The organism is Streptomyces sp. G5(2025) (assembly GCF_049542075.1).
GTDB lineage: Bacteria > Actinomycetota > Actinomycetes > Streptomycetales > Streptomycetaceae > Streptomyces.
In genome coordinates, this window is record NZ_JBMUZT010000006.1 from 2,310,143 (window position 1) to 2,335,224 (window position 25,082).

At 72.9% G+C, this 25,082-nt stretch carries 20 protein-coding genes and 1 pseudogene; 14 read left to right on the forward strand and 7 right to left on the reverse strand.

The genetic code is table 11. From position 1 onward, the window contains the following. The first annotated feature begins 145 nt into the window (after positions 1 to 145). Positions 146 to 1,486, forward strand: coding sequence for an MFS transporter (locus tag ACOBQB_RS21320; protein WP_423593752.1), 1,341 nt, complete (start codon positions 146 to 148; stop codon positions 1,484 to 1,486). Here the strand turns inward: ACOBQB_RS21320 and ACOBQB_RS21325 are convergent. Next, entirely contained in the window at positions 1,404 to 2,486 is a 1,083-nt protein-coding gene (locus ACOBQB_RS21325) for an agmatine deiminase family protein (RefSeq protein WP_423593753.1), read from the reverse strand. The genes ACOBQB_RS21320 and ACOBQB_RS21325 overlap by 83 nt on opposite strands. 216 nt (positions 2,487 to 2,702) lie before the next feature. Between ACOBQB_RS21325 and ACOBQB_RS21330 the strand changes: the two genes are divergently transcribed. The 3 genes from ACOBQB_RS21330 (at position 2,703) to ACOBQB_RS21340 (ending at position 5,246) form a co-directional block, all read left to right on the forward strand. Continuing rightward, complete coding sequence (locus ACOBQB_RS21330) at positions 2,703 to 3,278, forward strand: TetR/AcrR family transcriptional regulator (RefSeq protein ID WP_423593754.1); 576 nt, start codon at positions 2,703 to 2,705, stop codon at positions 3,276 to 3,278. A 403-nt stretch (positions 3,279 to 3,681) separates the two neighbouring features. Continuing rightward, positions 3,682 to 3,924 carry a hypothetical protein gene (locus tag ACOBQB_RS21335; protein ID WP_423593755.1) on the forward strand — a complete coding sequence of 81 codons (243 nt, stop codon included), beginning with the start codon at positions 3,682 to 3,684 and terminating at the stop codon, positions 3,922 to 3,924. Positions 3,925 to 3,983: 59 nt separating this feature from the next. Beyond that, positions 3,984 to 5,246 carry a pyroglutamyl peptidase gene (locus ACOBQB_RS21340; RefSeq protein WP_423593756.1) on the forward strand — a complete coding sequence of 421 codons (1,263 nt, stop codon included), beginning with the start codon at positions 3,984 to 3,986 and terminating at the stop codon, positions 5,244 to 5,246. On the opposite strand, the gene ACOBQB_RS21345 is transcribed toward ACOBQB_RS21340, so the two are convergent. Beyond that, positions 5,204 to 6,019, reverse strand: coding sequence for an EI24 domain-containing protein (locus ACOBQB_RS21345; RefSeq protein ID WP_423593757.1), 816 nt, complete (start codon positions 6,017 to 6,019; stop codon positions 5,204 to 5,206). The two genes, ACOBQB_RS21340 and ACOBQB_RS21345, sit on opposite strands and share 43 nt — an antisense overlap. 138 nt (positions 6,020 to 6,157) lie before the next feature. On the opposite strand from ACOBQB_RS21345, the gene ACOBQB_RS21350 reads away from it, so the two are divergent. Next, positions 6,158 to 8,752: a M14 family zinc carboxypeptidase gene (locus tag ACOBQB_RS21350; RefSeq protein ID WP_423593758.1), complete on the forward strand. Its 2,595-nt coding sequence runs from the start codon at positions 6,158 to 6,160 to the stop codon at positions 8,750 to 8,752. A gap of 74 nt (positions 8,753 to 8,826) precedes the next feature. Here the strand turns inward: ACOBQB_RS21350 and ACOBQB_RS21355 are convergent, their stop codons facing one another. Both ACOBQB_RS21355 and ACOBQB_RS21360 read right to left on the reverse strand, forming a co-directional pair. Further along, the gene (locus ACOBQB_RS21355; RefSeq protein WP_230900506.1) at positions 8,827 to 9,255 is read right to left on the reverse strand and encodes an organic hydroperoxide resistance protein; all 429 of its coding nucleotides are present in this window, start codon (positions 9,253 to 9,255) and stop codon (positions 8,827 to 8,829) included. Between the two features lie 99 nt (positions 9,256 to 9,354). Next, positions 9,355 to 10,386 carry an NADP-dependent oxidoreductase gene (locus tag ACOBQB_RS21360; RefSeq protein ID WP_423593759.1) on the reverse strand — a complete coding sequence of 344 codons (1,032 nt, stop codon included), beginning with the start codon at positions 10,384 to 10,386 and terminating at the stop codon, positions 9,355 to 9,357. Positions 10,387 to 10,535: 149 nt separating this feature from the next. On the opposite strand from ACOBQB_RS21360, the gene ACOBQB_RS21365 reads away from it, so the two are divergent. Together ACOBQB_RS21365 and ACOBQB_RS21370 are read left to right on the forward strand one after the other, a co-directional pair. Continuing rightward, complete coding sequence (locus tag ACOBQB_RS21365; RefSeq protein WP_423593760.1) at positions 10,536 to 10,931, forward strand: MarR family winged helix-turn-helix transcriptional regulator; 396 nt, start codon at positions 10,536 to 10,538, stop codon at positions 10,929 to 10,931. Between the two features lie 250 nt (positions 10,932 to 11,181). Further along, positions 11,182 to 11,715 (forward strand): DUF4232 domain-containing protein, encoded by a 534-nt coding sequence (locus ACOBQB_RS21370; RefSeq protein ID WP_423593761.1) that lies wholly within the window; start codon positions 11,182 to 11,184, stop codon positions 11,713 to 11,715. 4 nt (positions 11,716 to 11,719) lie between these two features. Here the strand turns inward: ACOBQB_RS21370 and ACOBQB_RS21375 are convergent, their stop codons facing one another. Then, on the reverse strand, positions 11,720 to 12,508 hold the full coding sequence (locus ACOBQB_RS21375) for an SCO2400 family protein (RefSeq protein ID WP_423593762.1): 789 nt from the start codon (positions 12,506 to 12,508) through the stop codon (positions 11,720 to 11,722). Between the two features lie 122 nt (positions 12,509 to 12,630). Here ACOBQB_RS21375 and ACOBQB_RS21380 point away from each other — a divergent pair, with 122 nt between their 5' ends. After that, the gene (locus ACOBQB_RS21380; protein WP_423593763.1) at positions 12,631 to 13,497 is read left to right on the forward strand and encodes a YwqG family protein; all 867 of its coding nucleotides are present in this window, start codon (positions 12,631 to 12,633) and stop codon (positions 13,495 to 13,497) included. Here ACOBQB_RS21380 and ACOBQB_RS21385 read toward each other — a convergent pair. Beyond that, positions 13,478 to 14,854 carry a helix-turn-helix domain-containing protein gene (locus tag ACOBQB_RS21385; RefSeq protein ID WP_423593764.1) on the reverse strand — a complete coding sequence of 459 codons (1,377 nt, stop codon included), beginning with the start codon at positions 14,852 to 14,854 and terminating at the stop codon, positions 13,478 to 13,480. The two genes, ACOBQB_RS21380 and ACOBQB_RS21385, sit on opposite strands and share 20 nt — an antisense overlap. 12 nt (positions 14,855 to 14,866) lie before the next feature. Further along, complete coding sequence (locus tag ACOBQB_RS21390; RefSeq protein ID WP_205039874.1) at positions 14,867 to 15,019, reverse strand: hypothetical protein; 153 nt, start codon at positions 15,017 to 15,019, stop codon at positions 14,867 to 14,869. Between the two features lie 229 nt (positions 15,020 to 15,248). Between ACOBQB_RS21390 and ACOBQB_RS21395 the strand changes: the two genes are divergently transcribed. From ACOBQB_RS21395 to ACOBQB_RS21420, 6 genes and pseudogenes are all read left to right on the forward strand, one after another. Then, positions 15,249 to 16,304, forward strand: a complete 1,056-nt coding sequence (locus ACOBQB_RS21395; RefSeq protein WP_423593765.1) for a DUF3068 domain-containing protein — start codon at positions 15,249 to 15,251, stop codon at positions 16,302 to 16,304. 279 nt (positions 16,305 to 16,583) lie between these two features. Beyond that, positions 16,584 to 17,813: a glycosyltransferase family 4 protein gene (locus ACOBQB_RS21400; protein WP_423593766.1), complete on the forward strand. Its 1,230-nt coding sequence runs from the start codon at positions 16,584 to 16,586 to the stop codon at positions 17,811 to 17,813. After that, positions 17,814 to 18,542 carry a class I SAM-dependent methyltransferase gene (locus ACOBQB_RS21405; protein WP_423593767.1) on the forward strand — a complete coding sequence of 243 codons (729 nt, stop codon included), beginning with the start codon at positions 17,814 to 17,816 and terminating at the stop codon, positions 18,540 to 18,542. It abuts the gene before it with no gap. Next, positions 18,539 to 23,002: pseudogene (locus tag ACOBQB_RS21410) on the forward strand (alpha-(1->3)-arabinofuranosyltransferase domain-containing protein); the annotation flags it as partial. The gene ACOBQB_RS21405 and the pseudogene ACOBQB_RS21410, both read left to right, overlap by 4 nt. Continuing rightward, entirely contained in the window at positions 22,962 to 24,344 is a 1,383-nt protein-coding gene (locus ACOBQB_RS21415; RefSeq protein WP_423598644.1) for a condensation protein, read from the forward strand. The pseudogene ACOBQB_RS21410 and the gene ACOBQB_RS21415, both read left to right, overlap by 41 nt. After that, positions 24,341 to 25,078 carry a class I SAM-dependent methyltransferase gene (locus ACOBQB_RS21420; RefSeq protein WP_423593768.1) on the forward strand — a complete coding sequence of 246 codons (738 nt, stop codon included), beginning with the start codon at positions 24,341 to 24,343 and terminating at the stop codon, positions 25,076 to 25,078. Before ACOBQB_RS21415 ends, ACOBQB_RS21420 begins: the two co-directional genes overlap by 4 nt. Positions 25,079 to 25,082 lie beyond the last annotated feature (4 nt).

A 25,082-nucleotide genomic window follows, 5' to 3' on the forward strand; every position in this document is an offset into this window, starting at 1 on the left:
GCCCGGGCGACGGTTGTTTGATCCCGGGCGGACGCGGCGTGTGGGATGCGGGTGGTGATGCGGCGGCCCGACGATCGGTTGTCGCGGGTAGGGGTCATGACGTTTTGCCGCCGCCGGTCGGAGTGGCCGGCCACGAGGGAGTCGCATGCGGGCGCGGTGGGGGCGCGATGTCGGACGGCTGTGGTCGGCCTACGCCGTCAGTACGTACGGGACGTGGATCGCCTTCGGCGCGTTCCCGCTGATCGCGGTTCACGTGCTGCATGCGTCGGCGTTCGCCGTTTCGCTCCTGGAGGCGGCCGGGCCGGCCGTCGCCGCGGTGGTCGCGTTCTCGCTCGGGCCGTGGGTCGAGCACCGGGCCAAGCGTCCGGTGATGATCGCGATGGACCTGATCCGGTTCGCCGCGCTGGCGAGCGTCCCGGTCGCGTACGTCCTCGGCGTGCTCTCCTACGGCCAGCTGCTCGTCGTCTCGGTCGTCTCCGGGACGGCGGGCATCGCCTTCAACGCCGCGTCCGGCGCGTATCTGAAGCATCTGGTCCGCGGCGACCGCCTCCTGGTGGCGAACGGGCGGTTCGAGGGCACGAGCTGGGTGGCGACCTCGGTGGGCCCGCCGCTGGGCGGCGCGCTGGCAGGGCTGCTCGGTCCGGTCGTCACGGTCATGGCCGACGCCATGAGCTACTTGCTGTCCGCGCTCGGGATCCTCCGCGTCCGCGGGGGCGACGTCGCGACGCCCCGCGACCCGGCCACCCGGATACGCCGGGCCGAGCTCCTCGGCGGCCTGCGGTTCATCCTCCGCGACCGCGTGCTCAGACGCCTGTTCCTCAACTCCATCCTGGTCGGCGGCCTGATCATGGCCACCGCCCCGCTCCTGGCCGTCCTCCTGCTGGGTCGCTACCACTTCCCGGCCTGGCAGTACGGACTCGCCTTCGGCGTCCCGGCACTCGGCGGCTTCGTGGGCGCCCGCCTCTCCGCGCCCTTGGTGGCCCGCTACGGCAGCTACCGGGTCATGACCGTCTCCGGCCGGCTGCGCTCGGTGTTCCCGCTCGGCCTCGCCTTCGTCCGTCCCGGCGTTCCCGGGCTCCTCACCGTGATCGTCGTCGAGGGGCTGCTGATCACCTGCATGGGCGTCTTCAACCCGATCCACGCGACAGAACGTCTGCGACGGACTCCCAAGGCACACACCGCGCGGATCCTCAGTACGTGGAGTGCCGTCGGGAAACTCCTGCACGCTGCCCTCATCGTGCTCTGGGGCCTGCTCGCCACCCTCACCGGTCCGCTCGCCGCGATCACCGTGTCCGGCGTTCTCCTGCTCGCCACGCCGCTTCTGCTGCCCGGTAGGGCGGACTTCGCCGCCGACACGGCCGCCGCCACCCCCGCTTCCGTCGCCACCGCTTCGGTTACGCCGCTCATCGCGCCTTCGGCAGCTGCTGGGTCGCGCAGTGGATCCCGCCGCCGCCCTCGCCGAGTGCGTCCACCGGGACCTGGGTGACCTCGCGGCCCGGGTACAGGTCCCGCACGATCGCCGCGGCGGCGGCGTCGGCCTTCTTGTCGCCGAACCGGGGCATGATCACGGCGCCGTTCGCCACGTAGTAGTTGACGTAGCTCGCGAGGAAGTCCGGGCCCCGGCGGCCGATATGCGCCGGCTCGGGGAGGTCGACGAGGTCGAGGGCCTTGCCGCGGGCGTCCTTCGCCGCGGTCAGGGCCTCGCGGGCCTGCCGGTAGGCCTTTGTCCAGACGTCCTCGGCCGACGTCGAGGACGAAGGCGGGGACGAGGTCGGGGGCGAGGGCGAGGCCGAGGGCGGCGTGCTCATGACGACCACGCCCGGCGCGGCGAAACGGGCCAGCGCGTCGATGTGGTAATCCGTGATGTCCTTGCCCCGGACACCGTCCACCCAGAGCACCTCCGTGACGCCGAAGAGACGCTTGAGTGCCCGCTCGACGCCGTCGCGGGACATGCCCGGGTTGCGGTTGGCGTTGACCAGCGAGCTCTCCGTCGCGAGCAGCGTGCCCGCGCCGTCGACCTCGATGGCGCCTCCCTCTCCGACGATCGGCGCCTCGACGCGGGGGACGTCCCGGTCCGACAGGATGCGCCGCGCGACGTGCCGGTCCCGGGTGTGCGGCTGCTTGCCGCCCCAGCCGTTGAAGTTGAGGTCGACGCCCGCGACGCCGTCCGGGCCGAGCACGAAGCTCGGGCCGGTGTCCCGCATCCACAGGTCGTCCACCGGCACCGGCAGGATCTCGACCCCCGAGCCGCAGGCCCGCCGGGCTCCCTTCGCGTCCCGCTCGTCCGCGAGCAGCGTTACCGGTTCGAACTCGGCGATGGTGCGGGCGATGCGTGCGATGTCTTCCCGTACGGCATGGACGTACGTCTTCCATATGCGGCGGCTCGGCCAGGACATGTACGTCAGCTCGTGCGGGCTCGCCTCGTCCGGCATGCGCCAGGGGCCGTTGCCGTCCGGGGCGGCGTCCTGACCCTTGCCCTGCCCCATACTCGGCCCCTTACTCGGCCCTCTGCTCGGCTCCTCGCCCGGGGCGGCGCGGCAAGCGGTCAGCGTCGTGCCTAGGGCCGTGATAGCGCCTGCCTTCAGGATCCGCCGTCTGTTCATGTTCCTCTTCACTTTCCTGACTGAAGTTTTAGTCAGGATGAGCGTAGGGCATGATCGGGGGTCGGAACCAGCCGAATCTTCAGGCAGTGGAGTACGCGAATGCCGGACAGGCCCACCCAGATCCTCGAAGCCGCCGCCCGGCTCATCGCCCGGCGCGGGGTGCGCGGGCTGCGCGTCGAGGAGGTCTCCACCGAGGCCGGGGTCTCGACCGCGCTGATCTACTACCACTTCAAGGACCGCGCGGGGTTGCTCCGCCGCACCCTGGAGTTCATCACCCGCCGCGCGGTCCGCTACACCGACGCCGCGCTGCACGACTCCGCCGACCCGCGCACCCGCCTCACCGACCTGCTGCTCCTGGAGCTTCAGGACACCCCTCGCGTACGGGAGAACAGCGCGGCCTGGGGCGAGCTGCGGGCCAGCGCGGTCTTCGACCCCGACCTGCGTGAGCGGCTGGCCGCCGCGACCGGGGAGTGGGCGGACGACCTGGCGCATCTGGTCCGGCAGGCGCAGGCCGCCGGGCAGGCCGCGGCCGGCGTCGACCCGCGCGCCGCCGCGGAGCGGCTCACCGCGCTGGTCGAGGGGGTCAGCGAGCGGTGGCTGAGCGGCACGACGTCGCTCGACCGGGCGCGGGAGCTGTTGCGGGGGGCCGTCACGCTGGAGTTGGGGCAGCCGTAGGGTCGCCTGGGGTCGTCTTTGGGGGCGGGGCCGTGGGGGTATGTCCGTGCTCGCCAGCTTGGCCCTGGGCCCCGGGTGCTCATCGGCTCAGGGAGCACCACCACTGTGCTCCGCGCGCACATACCCCCACGTCCCCTCCGGCGCGCTCGCGACTGCGGGGGCGATCCAGCCGGGCGCGCCTCGGGGCGTCTTTGGGGGCGGGGCCGTGGGGGTATGTCCGTGCTCATGGCGTACGTCTCGCGGAGCACCGCTGCCAGTTGCCCGCTCACCGCCGCGTGCGCGACGAAGGCGCCCCGGACCTGCGCCTCGGCAGACGTCCTCCCGGGTGAAGAGCAGCATCTCGTCCTGGTGCCGAAGCAGCGCTGGACCGCGCCCATGGACACCCGCGCCTCGGCGGCGACGTATGGGGAGACACGTCTATGGCAACGCGTACCGAGAAGTCCTCCGAGGGCTTGCTGCCCCCTCTTCGGTCCTGCTCGCGCAGGGCTTCGGGTCCGCGATCACGGAAGCCGTCTGGGACACCGGCTTCGGCGTCTCCGCCCTGTTGCGGGTGGCCCATGCCGCCGCGTGGGCGGACCTCGGCGTCGCCGGGTGTGTCCTGCTCGCCGTGGCGGCGCGCCGCCGGATCGCGCGGAAGACGCCGTAGCGCACGCCCCGCCTGTCCCGCGATACTTCCGCCACCCCACCGGTTACGGAAGGACTCGCGTGCGTTCTCGATCTCTCGTGCTGTCTCGACTCGGCGCCCTCGGCGCCGCCGCCCTGCTCACCGGCCTCGCCGCCCCCGCCACCGCCGCGCCTGACGCCGATGGCCGCTCCGCCACCGTCGAGGAGCTACGTCTCGACCGTGCCGCCCCTAAGGAAATCCTGCGGCGCAGCGGATTCGACGCACTCGCCCCGGAGTTGGCGCGTGCGCTCGGCAAGACCCGCTCCTACGATCAGGCCCGCCGTCTCGTCGTACGCGAAGGCAGGTCGCTGTGGCGGCGGGCCGTCGACCGGGCGCAAGGGCGCGGGCCCGCCGGGGGCGATGTGAGCCGCGACGACGACCGGCCGCTGTACTGGGCCCGGCTCGGTATGACGCGGGAGCTGCGGCAGTGGGAGCCCGGTCGCTTCTCCCTCGGCGAGGGCCGACGGGACCGGCTCATACGGGCGTTGGAGTCCGCCTCGCGCGGGCAGGACGACGTACGCCTGCCTCAGGGGCGGGGACACACCAAGCGGATCCTCGTGACCGGCTTCGACCCGTTCACGCTCGACCGGGACGTCCGCATCAGCAATCCGTCGGGCGCCACCGCGCTCGCCCTGGACGGCACGACGATCCGCACCGCCGAAGGGCCCGCACGCGTCGAGGCGGTCACCTTCCCCGTCCGCTGGCGGGACTTCACCGACGGCGCCGTGGAACGGGCACTGCGGCCGCACCTGCCGCGCGTCGACCTCTTCACCACCATCAGCCAAGGGCGGGTGGGCCGCTTCGACGTGGAGCGGACCAACGGGGCCTGGCGCGGCGGCTTCCCCGACAACGAGAACGTCTCCAGGAGAGAGACCGTGCCGGTGAACGACCCGGCCTCGCAGCCCCAGTGGACGTCGACGACCCTCCCGTACAAGAAGATCGTGGCGGGCGGGACCGGCCGCTTCCCCGTGTACGACAACACCTCGGTGACCGAGATCCCGGCGGGCGGCACCGAGCCCGTGGTCCGGCCCGAGGGGCCCACCGAGGGGTCCACGGCCCGTGCGGGCGGCGGCGGGGACTATCTGTCCAACGAGATCGCCTACCGGGCGACGCTCCTGCGGGACCGGCTCGGCCTGCGCGACCGGCTGCCCGGCGGCCATGTGCACACGCCCGTCCTGCAGTTCGGCCCGGGGAACACCGACCCGGCGACGGGCACCGTCACCGACCCCGGCTTCGTACGGAACCGGCTCGACATCATCGCTCAGGTGAGGGGCATCCTGCGGGTGGCCGCGTCGGAGTCCTGACCGCCGCGGGAAGCCGCGTCGCCGTCGTCCGAACCGTTCTCGCCCAGCAGATCCCGCGCCATCAGCGTCGCCCCGGCGACCGCGCCCGGCATCAGGAACACCGCGACGAACGGCACCAGGAAGGCGACGGCGAGCGGCGTGCCGAAGCCCCAGGCGAGCTGCTTGCGCGAGCGCAGCAGCGTGAGCCTCTCGCGCAGGTCGACGCCTCGGCGCTGGAGGGCGACCGCGGTGAGCTCCTCGACCAGGAAGAAGCCGGTGACGCAGAAGCCGATGACCGGGACGACGGTCTGGCCGGCGACGGGGATGAACCCGAGCGCGAAGAGCAGGACGCCCCAGACGGCCGCGCGGACGACGATGCGCAGGCTGTCGCGCGCGGAGATCCACAGTTCGCGCCAGAGCGGGAGCCCGGACTCGGGGGCGTGGCCCGACTCGGCGATGTCGACCTTCTCGGACAACGACTCGTAGAAGGGCTGCCCGATCAGGAGCGTCACGGCGGTGAAGGTGAGAACGGAGAGCAGCAGCGCGAGGGCGAAGAGCAGCGCCGTCAGGAAGCCGCGGAAGAGGCCCTGCCACGGCGAGGACCAGTCGTCGGCGAAGGGCGTGGCCCAGCCGACGGCGTCGTCGCCCCAGAGCGCGAGCGCGACGAGCGCCCCCGCGTACAGGACAAGGGTGATGAGGCCGGGCAACAGGCCCATCCCGTACTGCTTGCCGTGCTGGGCGACCCAGCGCTGGCCCTTCATCAAGTAGCCGAAGCCCACACCGAGATCACGCATGCGGCACACCTTAGCCGCAGGTGAGGGGCTGTTTGTGGGGTGCTGTGTGCCAGGACTGTCACAGCCTTCTTGCAGGCCCTCTTGTTGTGGCGGAGTTGAACCGTGTAAGACCTCGCTTACCGATCAACGGAGGTACGCATGGGCATGTCCCGGCCATCCAGACCCGTTCTGCTCACCACCGCCGCCACGGCCGGCGCGCTGGTCCTCACCGCGCTCGCCCCGGGCAGCGCCACCGCCGACCCGACGCCGCGTCCGGTCACCCGCGAGGGTTCGCCGCTCAGCGACGACCGGGCGGCCAAGGCCCCGGAGGCCGCCGCCGAGCGCGCCCTCGGCAGCGCCCTGACTCCGGGGCTCACCGGTGACAGGGGCCGCGGGTACCCGCGCGAGCAGAAGCTCCCCGCGCCTCCGGAGAATCCGGCCGACAAGTCGATAAAACTGGGGCTGACGCCGTACCACGGCATAGCCCCGAAGCTGAACGAACTCCAGCGGATCGGTGAGCGGGTGAGCGTGGAGGTCGCGGGTCGTTCGGCGGGCGGGCACCCGCTCTACCTCGTGACGGTCACCGCTCCCGAGTCCGCGCGAGAGACGGCACGCCAGGAGCGGATGCGCGAGCGCATCGAGAACGCTCCCTCGGCCGCCGCGAAGGACAAGGCGATCAAGGCCTCGTACAAGACGCCCGTCTTCATCAACAACAACATCCACGGCAACGAGTGGGAGGGCACCGACGCCGCCCTGAGGCTCATCGAGAAGCTGGCGAAGGCGAAGGACAAGAAGAGCCGGTCCCTGCTCGCGCACAACCGCCTGTACTTCAACATCACCGCCAACCCCGACGGCCGTATCGCCGGGACCCGGGCGAACGCAGGCGGCTTCGACCTCAACCGCGACTTCATCACCGCCTCTCAGCCGGAGGCCCGCGCGGTCCGTGCCGTCGCCGTCGCCAAGCAGCCCGCCGTCGTGCTCGACCTGCACGGGTACGTGAACGGCACGCTGATCGAACCGACCACTCCCCCGCACGGCGAGAACTACGAGTACGACCTCTTCCTCAAGAACTCCTACGCCAACGCCCTCCGCATGGAGGCCGCCGTCAACGGCCTCGGGTACACGGAGGAGAAGGACGGCGTGCGGCCCGCCGTCATCCCCTTCCGTGACCAGGAGGAGGGCTGGGACGACTGGCCGCCCATCTTCACCCCGCAGTACATGCCCTTCCACGGCGCCGTCGCGACGCACACCATCGAGTTCCCGATGCAGGTGAACAACGCGGCGTACGAGACGCAGCCGGTCGCCGAGCTGCGGCGCAGGGCCGGCATCAACGTCGACATCGCGGGCGCGGCCATGCGCGCGAGCATCGAGTACGCCGACCGCCACCGCGCGACGCTGATCGCCGACCAGATCGAGGTCTTCCGGCGGGGCGCGACGGGCGCGAAGCAGGTGCCGGTCTCGCAGGAGACGGTGCCGGGCGTGCCCGGGATCGGCCCCGAGGACGTCTACACGACCGAGTTCCCGCGCGCGTACGTGATTCCGGCGGCCTCCGCGGGCGGGCGGGGGCAGCGGTCGGCGACGGCGGCGGCCCGGCTCGTGGACCATCTGATCGCCCATGACGTACGGGTCGAGCGCGCGCGCCACGGCTTCCGGCTCGGCGGACGGACGTACCCGAAGGGCTCGTACGTCGTCGACATGCATCAGCCCAAGCGCGGTCTGGCCAATGTGATGCTGGCCGAAGGGCGGGACATCAGCGGCAAGGTGTCGACCATGTACGACATCTCGGGGTGGAGCCTCGGGCGGCTGTGGGGCGCGAGCGTCGACACCGTCAAGTCCGCGAAGAAGGGCGAGCTGGAGCGCGTCCGGGCCCGCGAGGTGCGGGCCGCGGCCGGCGTCGGGTATGTGGCGCCGCGCGGCGACCTGCGGCTGCGGCTCGACGACCCGCGCGAGATCGCGGCCCTCAACTCGCTGCTCGCCAAGGGGGTTTCGGTGCGGCGGGACCGGAACGGCGGCGCGATCGTGCCGTCGTCCGCGCGCCGCGCCGCGACCGCCGCCGCGAAGAAGTACGACGTCGCGTTCGGCGCCACGAAGCTCAGGGGTGGCGCCGCACTGCACCGGACGCGGGTCGCGGCCGCCGTCACGCCGGGTGAGCTGTTCGCGCTGCGGGAGATGAACTTCGACGTGGTGCCCGTGTCGACGGCCGTGCTCAACGCGGGCTTCGACTGGAACAGGACCGACGCGCTCTTCGTCTCGGCGGGGCTCGACCACGCCAGGCTGAACGCGGCGGCCAAGGCCGGCCTCGACCGGTTCCTCACCCGGGGCGGCGGCCTCGTCGGGCGCGGCGCGGCGGGCGCCGCGCTGAACACCGCCACGAAGCTGCTCGCCGCGAAGCCCGTCGCGGGCAACGGCGACGCCAACGGCGTGGTGCGCGTGGCCAACGCGGGCGGCACGCTCACCGGCGGCGCCCCGGACCACAGCTTCGTCTACTCCCCGATGTGGTTCACCGGCCTCGGCTCCGGTGTGCGCGTGGAGCAGCGGTACGGGACCGGGAGCCCCCTGGTCTCCGGGCACTGGCGGGCCCTGGAGGACGGCACCGGCGGGCCGGCGGACGCGGCGGGGCGGGCCTCGGTCGTCAGCGGATCGGCCCGGGGCGCGGATGTGGTCCTGTTCGGCACGGAGCCGCTCTTCCGTGACCACCCGAAGGGCGTGTTCCCGCAGGTGGGGCGGGCACTGTTGAGCGTCGGCCGCCGGTAGCGGGGCCACCGGGCACGGCGGAAGGGCCGCACCCCTGCTTCGGGGTGCGGCCCTTCCGTGCGGGCGAGCGTGGGTCAGGCGACCGCGAGCTCGACCTTGATGTTGCCGCGCGTGGCGTTCGAGTAGGGGCACACCTGGTGCGCCTTCTCGACCAGGGACTGCGCGGTGGCCGCGTCCACGTTCGGTATGGAGGCGGTGATCGCCACCTCCAGGCCGAAGCCGCCGGACTCGTTCTGGCCGATGCCGACCTTGGCGGTCACGGTCGAACCGGAGATGTCGGCGTTCTCCTTGCGGGCGACGACGCCGAGGGCACCCTGGAAGCAGGCGCTGTACCCGGCGGCGAACAGCTGCTCGGGGTTGGTGCCCGCGCCGCTGCCGCCCATCTCCTTCGGCGGGTTCACGACGACGTCGAGCTTGCCGTCGTCGCTGGCCACGCGGCCGTCGCGGCCGTTCTCGGCGGTGGCGACCGCGGTGTACTTGACGTCGATCTTCTGAATGGACATAACTGCCGATTCCTCCCGGTACGTGCCGTGGCGCGCGCCCACAACCACGGCCAAGTGGAATCAGGTTATCGGATGCCGGAAGAGCGAGGTCGGGCTGTCTCAGGCGAGGGAGACGATCATCTTTCCGGTGTTCGCGCCGCGGAGCAGGCCGAGGAAGGCCTCCACGCCGTTCTCGACGCCCTCGACGACCGTCTCGCTGTACTTCAGCTCACCCGAGCGCACCCAGGCACCGACCTCGCGGACGAACTCCGGCTGGAGCGCGTTGTGGTCCTGCACGAGCATGCCCTGAAGGCGCAGGCGCTTGCCGATGACCAGGGCGAGGTTGCGCGGGGCGGGGGTCGGCTCGGTGTCGTTGTACCCGGCGATCATGCCGCAGATGGTGACGCGGCCGTGCACGTTCAGACGGCTGATGGCGGCCTCCAGGTGCTCGCCGCCGACGTTGTCGAAGTAGACGTCGATGCCGTCGGGGGCGGCCTCCTTGAGCTGCTCGGCGACCGGCTTGTCGTCCTTGTAGTTGAAGGCGGCGTCGAAGCCGTACTCCTCGACCAGGAGCTTGACCTTCTCGTCGGAGCCCGCCGAGCCGATGACGCGCGAGGCGCCCTTGAGCCTGGCGATCTGGCCGACCTGGCTGCCGACGGCACCCGCGGCGCCGGAGACGAAGACGGCGTCGCCCTCCTTGAAGGAGGCCACTTCGAGCAGCCCGGCGTACGCGGTCAGGCCCGGCATGCCGAGCACGCCGAGGTAGGCGGAGAGCGGCGCGGCCTGCGCGTCGACCTTGGTGGCGTACTGGGCGGGCACGGAGGCGTACTCGCGCCAGCCCGCGAAGTGCAGCACGTGGTCGCCCACGGCGAAGCCCTCGGCGTTCGAGGCGACGACCTCGCCGACCGCCCCGCCCTCCATGGGCTGGTCGAGCTGGAACGGCGGGACGTACGACTTCACGTCGTTCATCCGGCCCCGCATGTACGGGTCCACGGAGAAGTGGAGGTTGCGGACCAGGACGCGGCCCTCGGCGGGGGCGGCGACGGGGACCTCGCGCAGCGCGAAGTCCTCCGGGACCGGCCAGCCGTTCGGGCGGCGTACCAGGTGCCATTCGCGGCTGACGGAGGGGAGCTGCTCGGGGGTGACGGACATGCGGGCGTCCTCCTAGAAATGCTTGACCAGAAAATGCTTGAAGTTATGAAACAACCATGCGCCTGGATATTTCATGATGTCAAGTAACTGGGGCGCCGAGGGCCCCGTACAGGCTGGCCCCCTGCAGCAGCAACTGATCGGCGCGGTCGGTGGGGCGCTACCAGGAGGAGTACGAGGAGGCGGCGGCCGAGCACGCGCTGACGGCGCGCAGGCGCGCGCCGCGCCTCATCGGGCTGCTCTTCCTCGAACCTATGCCCATGCGCCGCATCGCGCAGAAGTTGAAGATCGCGCAGAAGTCGAAGTGCGAACCGTCGAACATCACCGGCATCGTCGACCGGCTGGAGGCGCGCGGCCTCGTCGAGCGGCGGTCGGACCCCGCCGACCGGCGCGTGAAGCCGGCGGCGCCCACCTCCGAGGGCGCCGAGGTCGCCCGCGGTTGGCGCGGCTCCCCGAGTTTCGCGTGCGAACCGCTGGCCGAGCTCGCGCGCGAGGAGCGGCTCTCGCTGCGGGGGCCGCTGCGGGAGATGCTGGGCGGAGAGGCGTAGCCGCCGTTCCGGAGAACGCCGCTCCAGCCGTCCGCTCCAGCCGTCCGTTGCAGACGGTCGTCCCAGACGGTCGTTCCAGACAGTCGGCATTCGTGCAGGTCAGCGGCCCTTCCGGCGTTCCAGCGTCCCGTCATGTCGGGCTTTGGCGGTGGATGGGACGGATCACGGCACACGCTGAGGGCCGTCCCAGCAGCTCGCTGGGCGTCCCGCTCTCCGTACTCACGGAGTCGTCGATCTCATGGAGTTGTCGATGCGTTCGCGTCTTGCCGCCCGTTCCGCCCGTCTCGCCCTCACCGCCGTCGCCGCCGCGGCCCTCACCGCCACCGCCGCGGGCACCGCCCTCGCCGGCGGCGGCCAGGGCAAGGCGCCCGCCGTCGAGCAGGCCTGCGGGACCAACGACCTGACCTTCAAGCTCACCGAGAAGACGCAGGCCGGCGGCTACTTCCTCGTCACCGCCAAGGCCAGGCCCGGCATCACCTGCTACCTGGAGGGCACCATCCCGTCCGCCTCCTTCGGGTCTTCCGTCGACTCGGAGGTGACCCCAGCCGAGCAGGCCGTCACCGAGACCGTGAAGCTCTCCGGTTCCGCCGCCGCCCACGCCGGGATCAACCCGAAGACGACCAACGACGACTACGGCACGGAGTACGAGCGGCTGTTCCTGTCCGTCGCCGGTGACGAGGCCGAGGCGATCGCCCTGAAGCTGCCCAGCGCCACGCTGGTCGACAAGCCCGTCTCCACCAACTGGCACGCCGACCCGACCGACGCCGTCCCGTTCATGAACTGACGCCTCACGTGCACCACCACAGGAAGCGGTCGCACGGCTCTTCCGGTTCCGGTTCCGGTTTCGGTTCCGGCTCCGGGGTCGGCCGCGGGTCCTCGGCGGTCGGCGGGGGCGTGGTGGGGGCCGGCGCGCCGGGGGTGCCGGCCGGGGCGCCGGGGGCGGCGGGCGAGGAGCCGTCAGGCTGCCCGCCGTCGTCCGTGGCCTCTTCCTGCCCCTGCCGCTCCTCCCTGTCCGCCCGCTCCCTGTCCTGCTCCTTGTCCCGCTTCTTGTGCCGGTCCTTCTCCCGCTTCTTCTTCCGGTCGTCGCCCTTCTCGTCCTCGGCGTCCTTCTTCTCCTCGGCGGACGCCGCGGACGAGACGGCCGTGGCGGACCCCGACGCGCTGCCGCCGCCCGGGCCCCCGGTCGCCCCCGGGGACGGGCTCCGTCCCGCGTCGCCGTCCGGGGCGGAGGCGGCGGACGGGTCCTCGGAGCGGCCCTCGATGCCCAGCTCGGCCAGGCTCAGGCCGCCGGCCGCCAGCGCGAGGCCCGCGGTGGCGAGCAGGACCTTGCGGCGCCTGCGGCGGTGCGCGGCTCTGCGGCCGCGCTCCCTTCGGCGCTCGCCCCGGCCGCGTTCCTTGCGGCGGGAGCGGGGGCGCGGGGGCTCCTCGTCGTACGGGCCGCTGTCGCCCTTGCCGCCCGGTTCCTTCCCCGCGGCGGCCGCCTGCGCGTACTCCCGGCGGGCTTCGGCCGGGGTTCCGCACCCCGGGCAGGCGAGGGCGCCGTTGAGGTGCCTGCGGCACGGGTGGCAGTAGTCCATGAGGCATGGAGGCTAGGTGCCGCACACGTGACAGCGGAAGCCACCGCTGTGAATGTTGTGTGCGGAATCAATAACTCCGGAGCGGCGGGGCGTTGTCAGTGGTGGGAGGCATGATCAGGGGTATGACGCAGACCTCTTCGGGCGCGCTGCGCGCCCTCGCCCACGCGCACCTTCCCGCCGACGTCGCCGAGCGGTGGCTCGGGCTGCTGCGGCCCGGCGTCCGGCTCACCGCGGCGGGCGGGGACGACGCGGTGGTGGGCCAGTTGGGCGGGGAGCCCCGGCTTCCGCGGGACGTGGAGTGGCCGGTCTGGGAGGGGAACGGCCCGTTGGCGTTCATCGCCTCGGTGGACTGCGCGGCGCTGCCCCAGGGCGTGCTCGACATACCGTTCCCCACGTCGGGCACGCTGGCCTTCTTCTACTTCGACGGCCAACTGGACGACGGCGAAGCCTTGGTGGAGGTGGGCGACGCCGAGTCGCTGGCCGGGGCCCGGGTCGTGTACGTGCCGGCGGACACGCCCGCCGAGGCGCGGGCCACGCCCGGGGAGCTCGACGCCTACCCCCACATCCCGCTCACCGCGCGCGCCGACCTGACGGTCGCGGACGCCACGCACCCGCGGATCCAGAAGGCCTTCGCACCTGAGGCCCAGCCCTTCGAGGAGTACGAACACCCGTTGTGCTCCGAGAAGTTCGCCCACGCCCTGTGGGAGTACGACAATGAGGTGGGCCACCGGCTCGGCGGCACCCCGCAGTCGGTGCAGGGGCCCGTCGAGCTGGAGGTGGCCCGCGCGGCGCTGGGCCCGGGCACCGACTGGTACGACCCCCGGCTCGCCGACGAGTCGGAGCACTGGGTGCTGCTGGCCCAGTTCGACTCGGACGAGGCGGCGGACATGATGTGGGGCGATGTGGGCTGCCTCTACTGGCTGATACGCCGCGCCGATCTGGCGGAGCTCCGCTTCGACCGGGCGCTGTTCACCTGGCAGTGCTGCTGACCCGGCCCGGCGCGGGCGGCTGGGCGCGGCCGAGCAGCCCCCTCAACCGCCGTGCGCGCAGCACCAGTTCGAGCTCGAAGCGGCGGTCGGGGTCGTCCACCTCGTCGCCCCACAGCTCCCTTATCTGCCGCAGGCGGTAGCGGACCGTCTGAGGGTGGACGCCCAGGCGGGCCGCGACCTCGGGGGCGCCGCCGCGGGTCTCCAGCCAGGCGAGGAGGGTCTCGGCGAGGCGGCGGCCGTGGGCGGGCCCGCAGTGCTCCAGTGGGGCCAGGCAGCGGCGGGCCAGGTCCTCGATGAGCTCCTCGGGCTGGAGGAGCACCAGGGCTTCGGTGTGCTCGGTGCAGTGCAGGACCTCACCGGCGGGCAGCAGGCCGCGCTCCATGAGCCGTACCGCCGCCTCCGCCCAGCGCAGCGACTTCGCGGCGTCGGCGAGCGGCACGGGCGGGCCGATCGCCCCCGACCAGCCGGTCATGGCGCGGCGCAGCAGTTCGGGGCGCCCGGCGGCCTCGGGGTCGGGTACGACCATGCGGGGCTGTTCGGCCTCCATGTCGAGCAGGACGCCCTCACCGACGGCGGGTGCCACGGCCTCGCGTGCGGGGCGCAGCAGGACGCCCACGGCGACCCGCTCGGGCAGCTGCCAGCCGACCCGTGCGGCCCGCTCCCCGAGGGCGTTGCCGAAGGGGGCGGCGGGTCCGGACGAGGAGCCGCGGCCCGTGCCGATGGTGTGTGCCGGGCCGGTGGCGTGTGCCGTGCCGCCGGTGGATTCGGCGCGCCGCTCCGAGAGCAGGAGTTCCATGAGTTTGCGTTGCAGCCGCAGCCGCTCGCCCGCCTCGCGGGCCGCGGCCTCGGCGTAGCCGCGTACGGACTGGTCGACCAGGCCGTCCAGGTACTCGAAGCCGGACTCGGCGAGTTCGTACATGGCGGGGGGCGGGATCTCGATCTGCTGGCCGATCTCGGCGAGGCGGCGCCAGGCGAGGCGGACGCCGAGGCGGTAGATCGCCTGGAGCGAGTCGAGGCTGCGGCCGTGCAGGCCTTCGCCGCGGCCGAATTCCTGGAAGACCTCCAGGTGGTAGCGGGGCCGCCCCTCCTGGGACGCCAGCTGCTGGACGAAGCCCTCAAGGGCGCGGCGGATGCCGACCAGCGCCATGGGCTCCCCCGAGTCGTCGAGGACCACGGGCAGGCCCGGGTACTCGGCGCGGATCTCGCGCAGGATGTCCTGGGCGAGGGCGGGGACCTCCTCCAGGGCGAGCGCGGCGAACCGCCGCACCTGCCGGGGCGGCACGTCCCGCCAGGCGGAGCGCGACGGCGCGGCGCTCTGGCCCGCCTCGGCGGCCTCGGGGGGCTGGGTGTCGGTCACGGCCACGGTGGCTCACTGACCTCGCGCAGGCACGTCGTAGTGCACCAGCGGCGTGTTGGGCTGCTCCGGTGTGGCGTCGAGGAGCGCGACGATGCCGAGGGCGGCGCCCACGGCGAGCAGCGCCCCGGCGGCGACGGTGAGTGATGCGGCGAGCAGTCGGTGCATTGCGAGGGCCAGCCTCTCTGTCGGAGGTCGTCCCCACCCTGGGCACACAGTCCCGGTCATGGCGCGTGGCAGCGCCATGGAGTTCATGTCGTACAGTCCCAGCCGGCCCCGTCCGGCTGGGCCCCAGTCTCTGCATCCATTGACACCTAGTCAAGGGTGCGCCTACGGTTCCCCGCCCATACGTACGGCTCGGTAACACTTCTCCCGCCCTTAGCCCAGGAGTGCCCCCATGCGCCGCACCACCTCGCCTTTTTCCCTGATCCTGCTAGGCCTCGGCGCGTTTCTTCTGGTCCTGGCGCCGCTGCTCGCCTGGTACGTCGAACCACGTGCGAAACGCACCCCGACAGATATCGACACCATCACGGTCTTCAAGGGGAAGGGCAGCTACTTCGACACCGCGAAGATCAAGACGGTGCACGACAAGAACCTCACGATCACCCGCCAGGTCCGCGGCGACGTCGCCGACAGCGAGGAGAGCGGGCGGGCCGTCTGGGACGTGGTCACGTCCGTCGACCCGGACAAGTCGCTGCCCGCCGCCACCCCGCACGACGCGCTCCAGTGGACCAAGGAGCGCTGGGTCACCGACCGGAAGACGAACAAACCGGTCCACTGCTGCGACGAGGAGCCCTACTTCGAGGGGGAGGCGTATCTGAAGTTCCCCTTCGACGTGGAGAAGCGCTCCTACCGCTGGTGGGACAACACGCTCGGCGCGACGGTGCCGCTCACCTACCGGGGCACGAAGCAGATCCAGGGGTACGAGGGCTACCGGTTCACGGCGACGGTGAAGCCCCACAAGACCGGCACGCGTCAGGTGCCGGGGCGGCTGGTCGGACAGCCGAAGAAGAGCCAGGTGATCGCCGACGAGTACTACGCCAACCACGGCATCGAGCTCGTGGCCGACCGGCGCACCGGCCGGATCATCTACGCCGCGATCGGGCCCCGCAAGACGCTGCGCGCGCCCGGCTCGGACAAGGACGCGAGGGTGCTGCTCGACAGCGAGCGCATCGCCTTCACCCCGGCCACGCAGAAGGCGCAGGTCAAGCTCGCCAAGGACGACAGCGACCGGCTGAAGCTGGTCGGTGAGACTCTTCCGGTGCTCACCGGGGTACTCGGCGCGGTGCTCGCCCTGGCGGGTGCCGTCTGGGTCGTACGAGGGCGAAGGGACGACGGTGCGGAGGGCCCCGCAGGACACGGGAACGGCCCCGGCGGGGACGGCGGCTCAGCGGAGCCCGGCAGTCCGAATCCTGGGACGTCCGCGACAGCCCTGCACTCCAGCACGATGTGATGGGGCGTCAGCCCGGAAAAGGCCGGAAATTGTCACCTCGGTGAGTAGACCCGCGGTAACGGGCAGCGAAAACTAACCACCCCCACCCGAGCACAGTCCCCGCACCACCCCCGCACCGGCCGGACACAGCACCTCCGCGACGACCCCACGTCGCGCGGCCCGGCCGCCGCACCCCGCACCACCTCGTACCACCCCGTACCAGCACCAGCACCGCAGCAGGACCGTTTCGCCCGCCCGGACCCCCCACAGTTCCGCACCCTGAGACGAGTTGGAGCACGCATGCCCCAGCACGTACCGTCCTCGCTCCGCGAGGCCGCCCCACGGCACGCGCAGCGCCTCCCGGCGCCTCCCCCACAGCCGCGCCGGATCGTCTTCCTCGCCCACCGCGACCTCGGCAACCCGGCCGCGGGCGGCTCCGAACTGCTCGTCGACCGGCTGGCCGACGGGCTCAGCAAGCTCGGCCACCAGGTCACGCTGCTGTGCGGCGGGCCCGCCGCCCACCGCGACTACCGCGTGGTCTCCGCCGGTGGCGACCTCGGTCACTTCCTGCGGGCGCGCTCCGCCTTCACCCGGCAGGTCGGCGACTGCGACCTGCTGGTGGAGGTCTGCAACGGCATGCCGTACCTGGCGCCGCTGTGGCACCGCGGGCCGACGCTGTGCCTGGTCAACCACGTCCACACCGATCTGTGGGGGATGCGCTTCCAAGGCGCGCTCGCCCCAGCTGCCCGGCTCGGACGGAGACTGGAGCACTGGGCGCTGTCCGGTGCCCAGCGCGGCAACCTGCTCGTGGCCGTCTCGCCGTCGACGGCCACGGCCCTGCGCGCGATCGGCGTGGACCGCGAGCGCATACGCATCGTGCACAACGGCGTCGAGGAGCCGGGCCCGCTGCACGCCCGCTCCGACGAGCCGCTGTTCCTGGCCATGGGACGCCTTGTCGAGTACAAGCGGATCGATCTCCTCCTGCGGCTGTGGGAGCGGGTGCGGCCCGTCACCGGCGGCCGGCTCGTGATCGTGGGTGACGGCCCCGAGCGGGCCCGCCTGGAGCAGCTCGCCGGTCCCGGCGTGGAGTTCCGGGGCCATGTCTCCGAGGCGGAGAAGCACCGGCTGCTCTGCGAGGCCTGGATGCTGCTGCATCCCTCGGCCGTGGAGGGCTGGGGCCTGGTCATCACCGAGGCGGCGACCCGCTCGACGCCCTCGGTCGGCTTCGACGTGCCCGGGGTCCGCGACTCCATAGAGGACGGCGTGACCGGCCTCCTCGCACGCGGGGAGAGTTCCTTCGCCGCCGCCTGGTGCACGCTGGCGCTCAGCGGCGAGCGCCGCAGGGCGCTGGGCAAGGCCGCCGGTGAGCGGGCCGCGCAGTTCCGCTGGGGCAACACGGTCCGGCAGTTCCAGGCGGTGGCGGCCGAGGCGGTCGCCGCCCACCGTGCGCCCGCCGGGCCCCCCATGGCCCCGCCCGCCGGGCCCCCCATATCCCCGCCCGCCGGGCCCTCGACCGCGCAGGGGACCTGAGTGAAAGACCCGTCCCTGCGCCGCTCCGTCACGCTCTTCCGGGCGTTCCTGCGCGAACAGCAAGAGCCCGAACGCTGCTACACCCTCCTCGCGAAAGACGCCGCCGACCAGGTGGAGGCGTACGTACCGGTGAAGGACCGCGTCGTCGTCGACATCGGCGGCGGGGGCGGCTACTTCACCGAGGAGTTCCGGCGGCGCGGCGCGCAGAGTTTCCTCTTCGAGCCGGATCTCGCGGAGATGACGGCGGCGGGCACCAAGCCTCCCGAGGGCGCGGTCGTCGCCGACGGCTATCTGCTGCCGCTGGCGGACGCCGTCGCCGACGTCACGTTCTCCTCGAACGTCCTGGAGCACGTCGACGACCCGCAGACGTTCCTGAGCGAGATGGTCCGGGTCACCCGCCCCGGCGGGCTCATCTATGTCTCGTTCACCAACTGGCTCTCCCCCTGGGGCGGTCACGAGTGGGCGCCCTGGCACTACCTGGGCGCCGACCGGGCCCGCGCCCGCTATGAACGACGTACCGGAAAAACCGCGAAACACACGCTCGGCGAGAACCTCTTCGCCCACCACGTCGGAGCCACCCTGCGCCAGGTGCGGGCCCGCGAGGACGTGGACGTGGTGTCGGCGCGCTCGCGCTACTGGCCGTTCCTGGCCGGGGCGATCACCAAGGTGCCAGGTGTGCGCGAGGTCGCGACCTGGAACCTCCTCCTCATTCTCAGGCGGTGTCCATGACCACGGTCCAGGCCCCACCCCCGGCCGCCATAAGACCCACGGCCGACGCCCCGGAACCCTCGCGGGGGCCGCGCTCGCGGCGCTGGCTGCTGGGGTTCTGGGCCGTGGTGCTCGTGCTGTTCCTCGCGGTGAAACCGGGACGGATGACGTTCGACACCAAGCTCGGTGTCACCGTCGACCCCTGGCAGTTCCTCTCCGACCTCGGCCAGCTGTGGCACGACCGCGGCGGCTTCGGCGGCATCCAGGACCAGTACGTCGGCTACGCGTTCCCGATGCTGCCGTTCTACGGCCTGGCCGACCTGGTGCAGCTGCCGGTCTGGCTGGCCGAGCGGCTGTGGCTGTCGCTGATCGTGACGGCGGCCTTCTGGGGCGCCCTGCGCCTGGCCGAACGCCTCGGCATCGGCAGCCGTCAGAGCCGGCTGCTCGGCGCGGTGGTGTACGCGCTGTGGCCGACGTTCACCGTGGTGGTCGGCTCGACGTCGGCGGCGGCGCTGCCCGGCGCGGTCCTGCCGTGGGTGCTGCTCCCGCTGGCCGACCCGCGGATCAGCGCGCGGCTCGCGGCGTGCCGCTCGGCGCTGATCATCCCGTTCATGGGCGGGGTGAACGCGGCGGCGACCCTCGCCTCGCTGCTCCCGGTCGCCCTCTATCTCCTCTCCCGGCCGAACGGCCCGCGCAAGCGGAAGCTGATCACCTGGTGGGTGCCGGGCGTCATCCTGGCCACCGCCTGGTGGATCGTGCCGCTGCTCATGCTGGGCATCCACGGCGAGAACTTCCTGCCCTACGTGGAGAACTCGGCGACCACCACCGGCACCATGTCGGCCACCGAGACGCTGCGCGGCGCCGGTAACTGGGTGGCGTACCTCTACTTCGGTGAGGCCTGGCTGCCGGCCGGCTGGACGGTGGCGACGGCCGTCGTGACCGTCGTCTGCTCGGCGCTCGCGGCCGCGCTCGGCCTCGCGGGGCTCGCCCGGCGCGATCTGCCCGAGCGGCGCTGGCTGGTCCTGACCGTCCTGTCGGTCGCCCTGATCACGCTGGCCGGGTACGGCGGCGCGTTCGGCGCGCCCTTCCACGAGACCGTCCAGTCGTGGCTGAACGGCGGGCTCGTCCCGTTCCGCAACATCTACAAGTTCCAGGCGGGCCTCGCGCTGGCGCTCGTGTTCGGCCTGATGCACCTCGTCGGTGTCGCCGCGCAGGCGCGCGGGGCGCGGCCGGTGCGCGGCAGGCGGTACGCCACGCTGATCGCGGCGGTCCTGGTGCTGCCGGGCCTGGCGTGGCCGTATCTCAACGGCTCGATCCTCCAGCCGGGTTCGTTCCAGAAGCTGCCGACGTACTGGCAGACGACGGCCGACTGGCTGGAGAAGTACTCCCCCGACTCGCGTGCCCTCGTCGTCCCGGCGACCGCGCACGGCATCTACACCTGGGGCTCCCCCATCGACCAGCCCCTCGACGTGCTCGCCGAGTCCCGCTGGGCGCAGCGCGACTACGTGCCGTTCGGCACGCCGGGCAACCGCCGGGCGATGGACGCGGTCGAGCAGGCGCTGATGACCGGCGGCGAAGTGCCCGGCCTGAGCGACTACCTGACCCGCGCCGGGCTGTACTACGTCGTCGTACGCAACGACCTCGACCCCGACCAGGTCGGCCACGTCCCGACCGCGACGGTCAAGCGCACCCTGGAGGAGTCCGGCTTCCGCCGCGTCACCGGCTTCGGCCCGAAGACCACCGGCGGCACCATCCCCGACGACACCCCGCTCCAGGTGGAGGGCCTCTACCCGCGCCACCGCGCGGTGGAGATCTACGCCCCCGGCGAGGGCGCCGAGCGCCCCGGGCAGGCGGGTCTGAAGCCGGTGTCCAACACGGCGGTGGTCAGCGGTGGCCCCGAGTCGCTGCTGCCGCTCTCCGCCGACCCCGCGATGCGCGACCGTCCGGCCGTGCTGACCGGCGACAACCACCCGGGCGTCGGCACGCCGGGCCTGCTGGCGGTCGGTGACGGTCTGCGCCGCGCCGACACCCGCTTCGGCCTGGTCAACACCAACACGTCGTACACCTACGGCCCCGACGAGCGGAACGCGCCCGGCGCGGCCCAGGATCCCGGCAAGAAGCCGCACCAGATCCTGCCGACGAGCGGCGTCGAGCACCAGACGACGGCGGAGCTGCGCGGCGCCAAGTCCGTGACGGCCTCCTCCTACGGCAACTGGCTCTTCCACCTGCCGCAGTACGACCCGGTGAACGCCTTCGACGGCGACCCGGCCACGGCGTGGGCGGAGGGCGGCTCGGGCTCGGCGAACGGCGAGTGGATCAAGGCCGAGTTCACCTCCGAGGTCACCGTCCCCTCCTCCTTCCGGGTCACACCGCTGCCGCAGAACGGCGTGCGGTCGGCGCCGACGCGGGTGCGCGTGGAGACCGAGCGGGGCTCCGTCACCAGCTCGCTCCAGCCCAACGGCACGGCGCAGCGCGTCAAGGCGCGCGCCGGCACCACGGACTGGATCAAGATCACGATTCTGGACACCCAGGAGCCGCGTCCCGGCCTGACGGGCGCGGGTTTCTCGGAGATCACCATCCCCGAGGTGCGCGTCACCAAGCTCCTCCAGCTGCCCAAGGACGCTCAGAAGACGGCCGGCGCGGACGCGACGACGTACTCGCTGCACCGTTCCTCCGACCCGAGCGCCCTCTCGCCGGTGAACGCCGAGACGGGCCTGCACCGCCGCTTCACGACGACGGGCGAGGGCGCGTACGAGGTGAAGGCGAGCGCGGTGGCCCTGCCGGGCGCCGGACTGGACGAGCTGCTCTACAAGGTGGCCCCGGAGCAGAAGCAGCGGATCACCGCGTCGGCGGACTCCACGGCCAGGCTCGGCAACGGCCTGTCGCCGCGCAACCTCACCGACGGCGATCTGACGACGGCGTGGATCGCGGGCACCGACAACCGGCCCGTGATCCGTCTCAAGTGGCCGGACAAGCAACCGGTGGGCGAGATCGTGCTGCCCGCCGCGGGCGGCCTGTCGACCCGCCCCGAGAAGATCGAGATCAGCTCGCCGGACGGCGCCGCGACCGCGGGCGTCGACGAGCACGGCAACGCCCGCTTCGCCCCGATCACCACGGACCGGATGGACATCACCATCACGAAGACGGCTCCGCTGACGGTCCACAACCCGGTGGTGGACGACGACCTGCGGCTGCCGGTGGGCCTCACGGAGGTCTACGTCCCCGCCCTCGACCAGTACCGCACCCCGCAGCCCAAGGCCTCGGCGCGCTTCTCCCTGCCCTGCGGCCAGGGCCCGACGATGTCGATCGACGGGAAGCTGTACGAGACGAGTGCCAAGGGCAAGGTCGCGGACCTCACCGAGCGCAGGCCGGTCGAGGTCAGCCTCTGCCGGCGGGGCGAGAAGGACACGACGGTCCGGCTCGACGCGGGCGCGCACAGCGTCGAGACCGGTGACGCGGGTCCGCTCGCCGTTATGGACGCCTCCCTCACCCGGGGCACCCCGGGCGCCGTGGACGAGACTGCCCGCGAGCTGAGGATCAAGGACTGGCTGGGCGACCGCCGCGAGGTGAGCGTCGGCGCGGGAGCGGCCTCGTACCTCACGACGTACGAGAACGTGAACGACGGCTGGAAGGCGACGCTCGACGGCGAGGAGCTGACCCCGCTGCGGCTCGACGGCTGGCAGCAGGGCTGGCTCGTGCCCAAGGGCGAGGGCGGCACCGTCAAGCTCACCTACGAGCCGTCGCGGACCTACGAGATCGGCCTGATCCTGGCCGGGGCCGGTGTCCTGGCCCTGATCGGCCTCGTGGTCCTGTGGCGCCGCGAGCGCGACACGGACGCCTTGGCGCCCGCGCCGCCCGCCCCCGGCCCGATCCTCGGCACGGTGGCGCTGACGCTGGTGGCCGCGGTGATCGCGGGCCCGTTCGCCCTGCTCGTCCCGGCGCTGGCCCTGCTGGCCTGGTGGCGTCACGCGCTGCTGGTGCCGATCGCGTTCGTGGCGATGGCGGGCGCGGGTGTCGCGGCGGCGACCGGGGCCGGGGAGGCCGTCAGCGCCGACAGGGGCGCCTTCGGCCCGGTGGCCCAACTCCTCGCGCTGTTCGCGCTGTTCGCGGCGCTGGTAAGCGTGAAGGAGCGGTACACGCGGTCGGACACCGCCGATACGTTGGTGTACGGACCGGAAGGCGGCCCCGCCCCGGGGCAGCCGGCCCACCCGCAGGCGCCGCCGCTGCCGCAGCGCGGGCGTGACGGCGGTGCCCCGGGCGCCCCACCGGCCACCTCACCGGCCCCGGCGCACCCTGGGGCGGGTCCGACGGTCTCGGCCCGAGGACCCGAGCCGGCCGGCCCAGCTCCGGGCACGACCCCGGCCCCGCGCCGCAGAGCGACGCGACGGTCCGCTTCCCGCGGCACAAGCGCACACCCGGCACAGGAGAAGGCACGCAGCGATGACCGCACTGGAACACCCGGCACGGCGCGCGGACGGCCCCGGCCGGCCGCCCGCGCGCGTGCCGTTCCCCGTCGTCGACGAGGTCTCCCGGCACTGCCTCCAGGAGGAGGAGCCGGAGACCGTGCACATCGAGGTGCACCTGCCGGGCACCCCGGACCCCGCCCGGCTGAAGGCCGCGTTCACCGAGGCCCTGCGCCGCCATCCGCGCATCCTGATGCGGGAGGCCAAGGGGCCCTGGTACCGCCGGCGTTACGAGTGGGAGCTCACCGACGGGCCGGACACCGAGGTGGTGGCCTTCCCGCCGCCGGAGCCGGACGCGCTCAAGCGGGCCCGGGAACGGGCGCTGGCCGAGGCGCCCCCGCTGTCGGCCTCCCCGCCCATCCGCCTGGAGGTGGTGGCGGCCGAACCCGGCTCCGGCACCCCGCCGGGGCGAGATCCGGGCGCGGTCCTCTTCCTGACCATCAACCACACCGCCCTCGACGGCCCGGCCTGCCTGCGCGTCCTCGCGACGGCCGCCGAGCTGTACGGCGGCCGGGACAACGCCCCGGCCGCGCCGCCCACCCGTACGCCCGAGAGCGCCGGGGCCGCTCCCCCGCCGCCGCCCGACGCCGCCTCCGGCTGGTCGCCGCCCGCCAGGGTCGCCCGGGGCGCACCGGAGCCCTCGCCCGGCAACGGCATGCTGGTCGCGGAGCTGCCCGTGCCGCGCCGGCCCAAGGGCTCCCCGTTCACCGTGAACGACCAGCTCATGGTGGCGACGGCGCTGATGCTCGTGCACTGGAACCGCGAGCACGGCGCGCGGCCGAGGCCCCTGCGCATCACGATGCCGGTGGACGACCGCCCCCGCGACGCGACGATGCCGATCGGCAACGGCACCCGCCTCGTCGAAGTGCCGTTCAGCGCCGAGGAGTTGGCGCACCGCGACTGGACCCCGCAGGCCATCGGTGATCTGCTGCGCCGCACCTCCGACCGCACCCGCGCGCTGAAGGCCCTGGCACGTCCCCAACTGGGCCACGGCGCCACGTTGTTGACGGCACCGGTGCTGCCGGTGACCATCCGGGCGGCCGTCACGCGCGGGCTGCGCCGGGCCGCCGCGCCCTGGACGTCGACGACGCTGCTGAGCAACATCGGCCGCGTCCCGTACGCCCTGGACTTCGGCGACGCGGGCCGCGCGCACGCCGTGTGGTTCTCCGCCCCGGCCCGCCTGCCGCGCGGCCTCACGGTGACCACGGCGTCCACCGCGGGCCGGCTGCACCTCGCCCTGCGCTGGTCGAAGACGCTGCTCAGCCATGGCGACGGGGCACACCTACGGGATCTGTTCGAGCACTACCTCCACGCGACGGAGCAGACCGTGACCGACGGAACCGAGGAGGGCCCGAGGTGACCACCGCGACCGGCGGGCGGCCCGCCGGGCTCCGCGACTTCTACGAGAACCCGGCCGTCCCGGTGGCATCGGGCGACGCCCGCAGCCTGCGCCAGGCCCGTATCCTCGCCGCCGCGCTCGGCCCGGCAGCCGCCCGCACCGCCACGGTCCTGGACATCGGCTGCGGCGACGGCACGGCCGCCGCGACCGCGGCGCCGCTCCTCGCGGGCCACCGGGTGATCGGCGTGGACTGGTCGCAGGACGCCCTGAAGCGCGCCCACGCCCACCTGCCGTACGTCGTACGGGGTGAACTCACCGACGGCGGCCTTCCGTTCGCGGACGGGGCGGCCGACGCCGTGCTGTTCAGCGAGGTCATCGAACACCTCGTGGATCCGGACAGCGCGCTGGACGAGCTGCGGAGAGTCCTCAGGCCCGGCGGGCACCTCATGCTGTCCACGCCCAACCTCGCGGCCTGGTACAACCGCGGCCTACTGCTCGCCGGGGTGCAGCCGGTCTTCTCCGAGGTGAGCCTGCGCGGTATCCACGGCCGCCCCGGCAAGGAGGTCGTGGGCCACCTGCGGCTCTACACCGCCCGCGCGCTGCGGGAGTTCGTCGCGGCGAGCGGTTTCCGCGTCGTGGGCCTGTCCGGCGCGCCGTTCCACGGCGTGCCACGCCCGCTGCGCGCCCTGGACCGGCTCGCCTGCGCCGTCCCGAGCGCCTCCTCGATCCTGCTGCTGCACGCCCGAAGGACTTGAGTCC

Excerpts from the sequence above, each read along its gene's own strand:
- ACOBQB_RS21330 (WP_423593754.1), top strand. The coding sequence starts at position 2,703 with ATGCCGGACAGGCCCACCCAGATCCTCGAAGCCGCCGCCCGGCTCATC.
- ACOBQB_RS21345 (WP_423593757.1), bottom strand. The coding sequence starts at position 6,019 with ATGCGTGATCTCGGTGTGGGCTTCGGCTACTTGATGAAGGGCCAGCGC.
- ACOBQB_RS21350 (WP_423593758.1), top strand. The coding sequence starts at position 6,158 with ATGGGCATGTCCCGGCCATCCAGACCCGTTCTGCTCACCACCGCCGCC.
- ACOBQB_RS21380 (WP_423593763.1), top strand. The coding sequence starts at position 12,631 with ATGACGCAGACCTCTTCGGGCGCGCTGCGCGCCCTCGCCCACGCGCAC.
- ACOBQB_RS21320 (WP_423593752.1), top strand. The coding sequence starts at position 146 with ATGCGGGCGCGGTGGGGGCGCGATGTCGGACGGCTGTGGTCGGCCTAC.
- ACOBQB_RS21360 (WP_423593759.1), bottom strand. The coding sequence starts at position 10,386 with ATGTCCGTCACCCCCGAGCAGCTCCCCTCCGTCAGCCGCGAATGGCAC.
- ACOBQB_RS21400 (WP_423593766.1), top strand. The coding sequence starts at position 16,584 with ATGCCCCAGCACGTACCGTCCTCGCTCCGCGAGGCCGCCCCACGGCAC.
- ACOBQB_RS21370 (WP_423593761.1), top strand. The coding sequence starts at position 11,182 with ATGCGTTCGCGTCTTGCCGCCCGTTCCGCCCGTCTCGCCCTCACCGCC.
- ACOBQB_RS21375 (WP_423593762.1), bottom strand. The coding sequence starts at position 12,508 with ATGGACTACTGCCACCCGTGCCGCAGGCACCTCAACGGCGCCCTCGCC.
- ACOBQB_RS21335 (WP_423593755.1), top strand. The coding sequence starts at position 3,682 with ATGGGGAGACACGTCTATGGCAACGCGTACCGAGAAGTCCTCCGAGGG.
- ACOBQB_RS21395 (WP_423593765.1), top strand. The coding sequence starts at position 15,249 with ATGCGCCGCACCACCTCGCCTTTTTCCCTGATCCTGCTAGGCCTCGGC.
- ACOBQB_RS21415 (WP_423598644.1), top strand. The coding sequence starts at position 22,962 with ATGACCGCACTGGAACACCCGGCACGGCGCGCGGACGGCCCCGGCCGG.
- ACOBQB_RS21355 (WP_230900506.1), bottom strand. The coding sequence starts at position 9,255 with ATGTCCATTCAGAAGATCGACGTCAAGTACACCGCGGTCGCCACCGCC.
- ACOBQB_RS21390 (WP_205039874.1), bottom strand. The coding sequence starts at position 15,019 with ATGCACCGACTGCTCGCCGCATCACTCACCGTCGCCGCCGGGGCGCTG.
- ACOBQB_RS21325 (WP_423593753.1), bottom strand. The coding sequence starts at position 2,486 with ATGGGGCAGGGCAAGGGTCAGGACGCCGCCCCGGACGGCAACGGCCCC.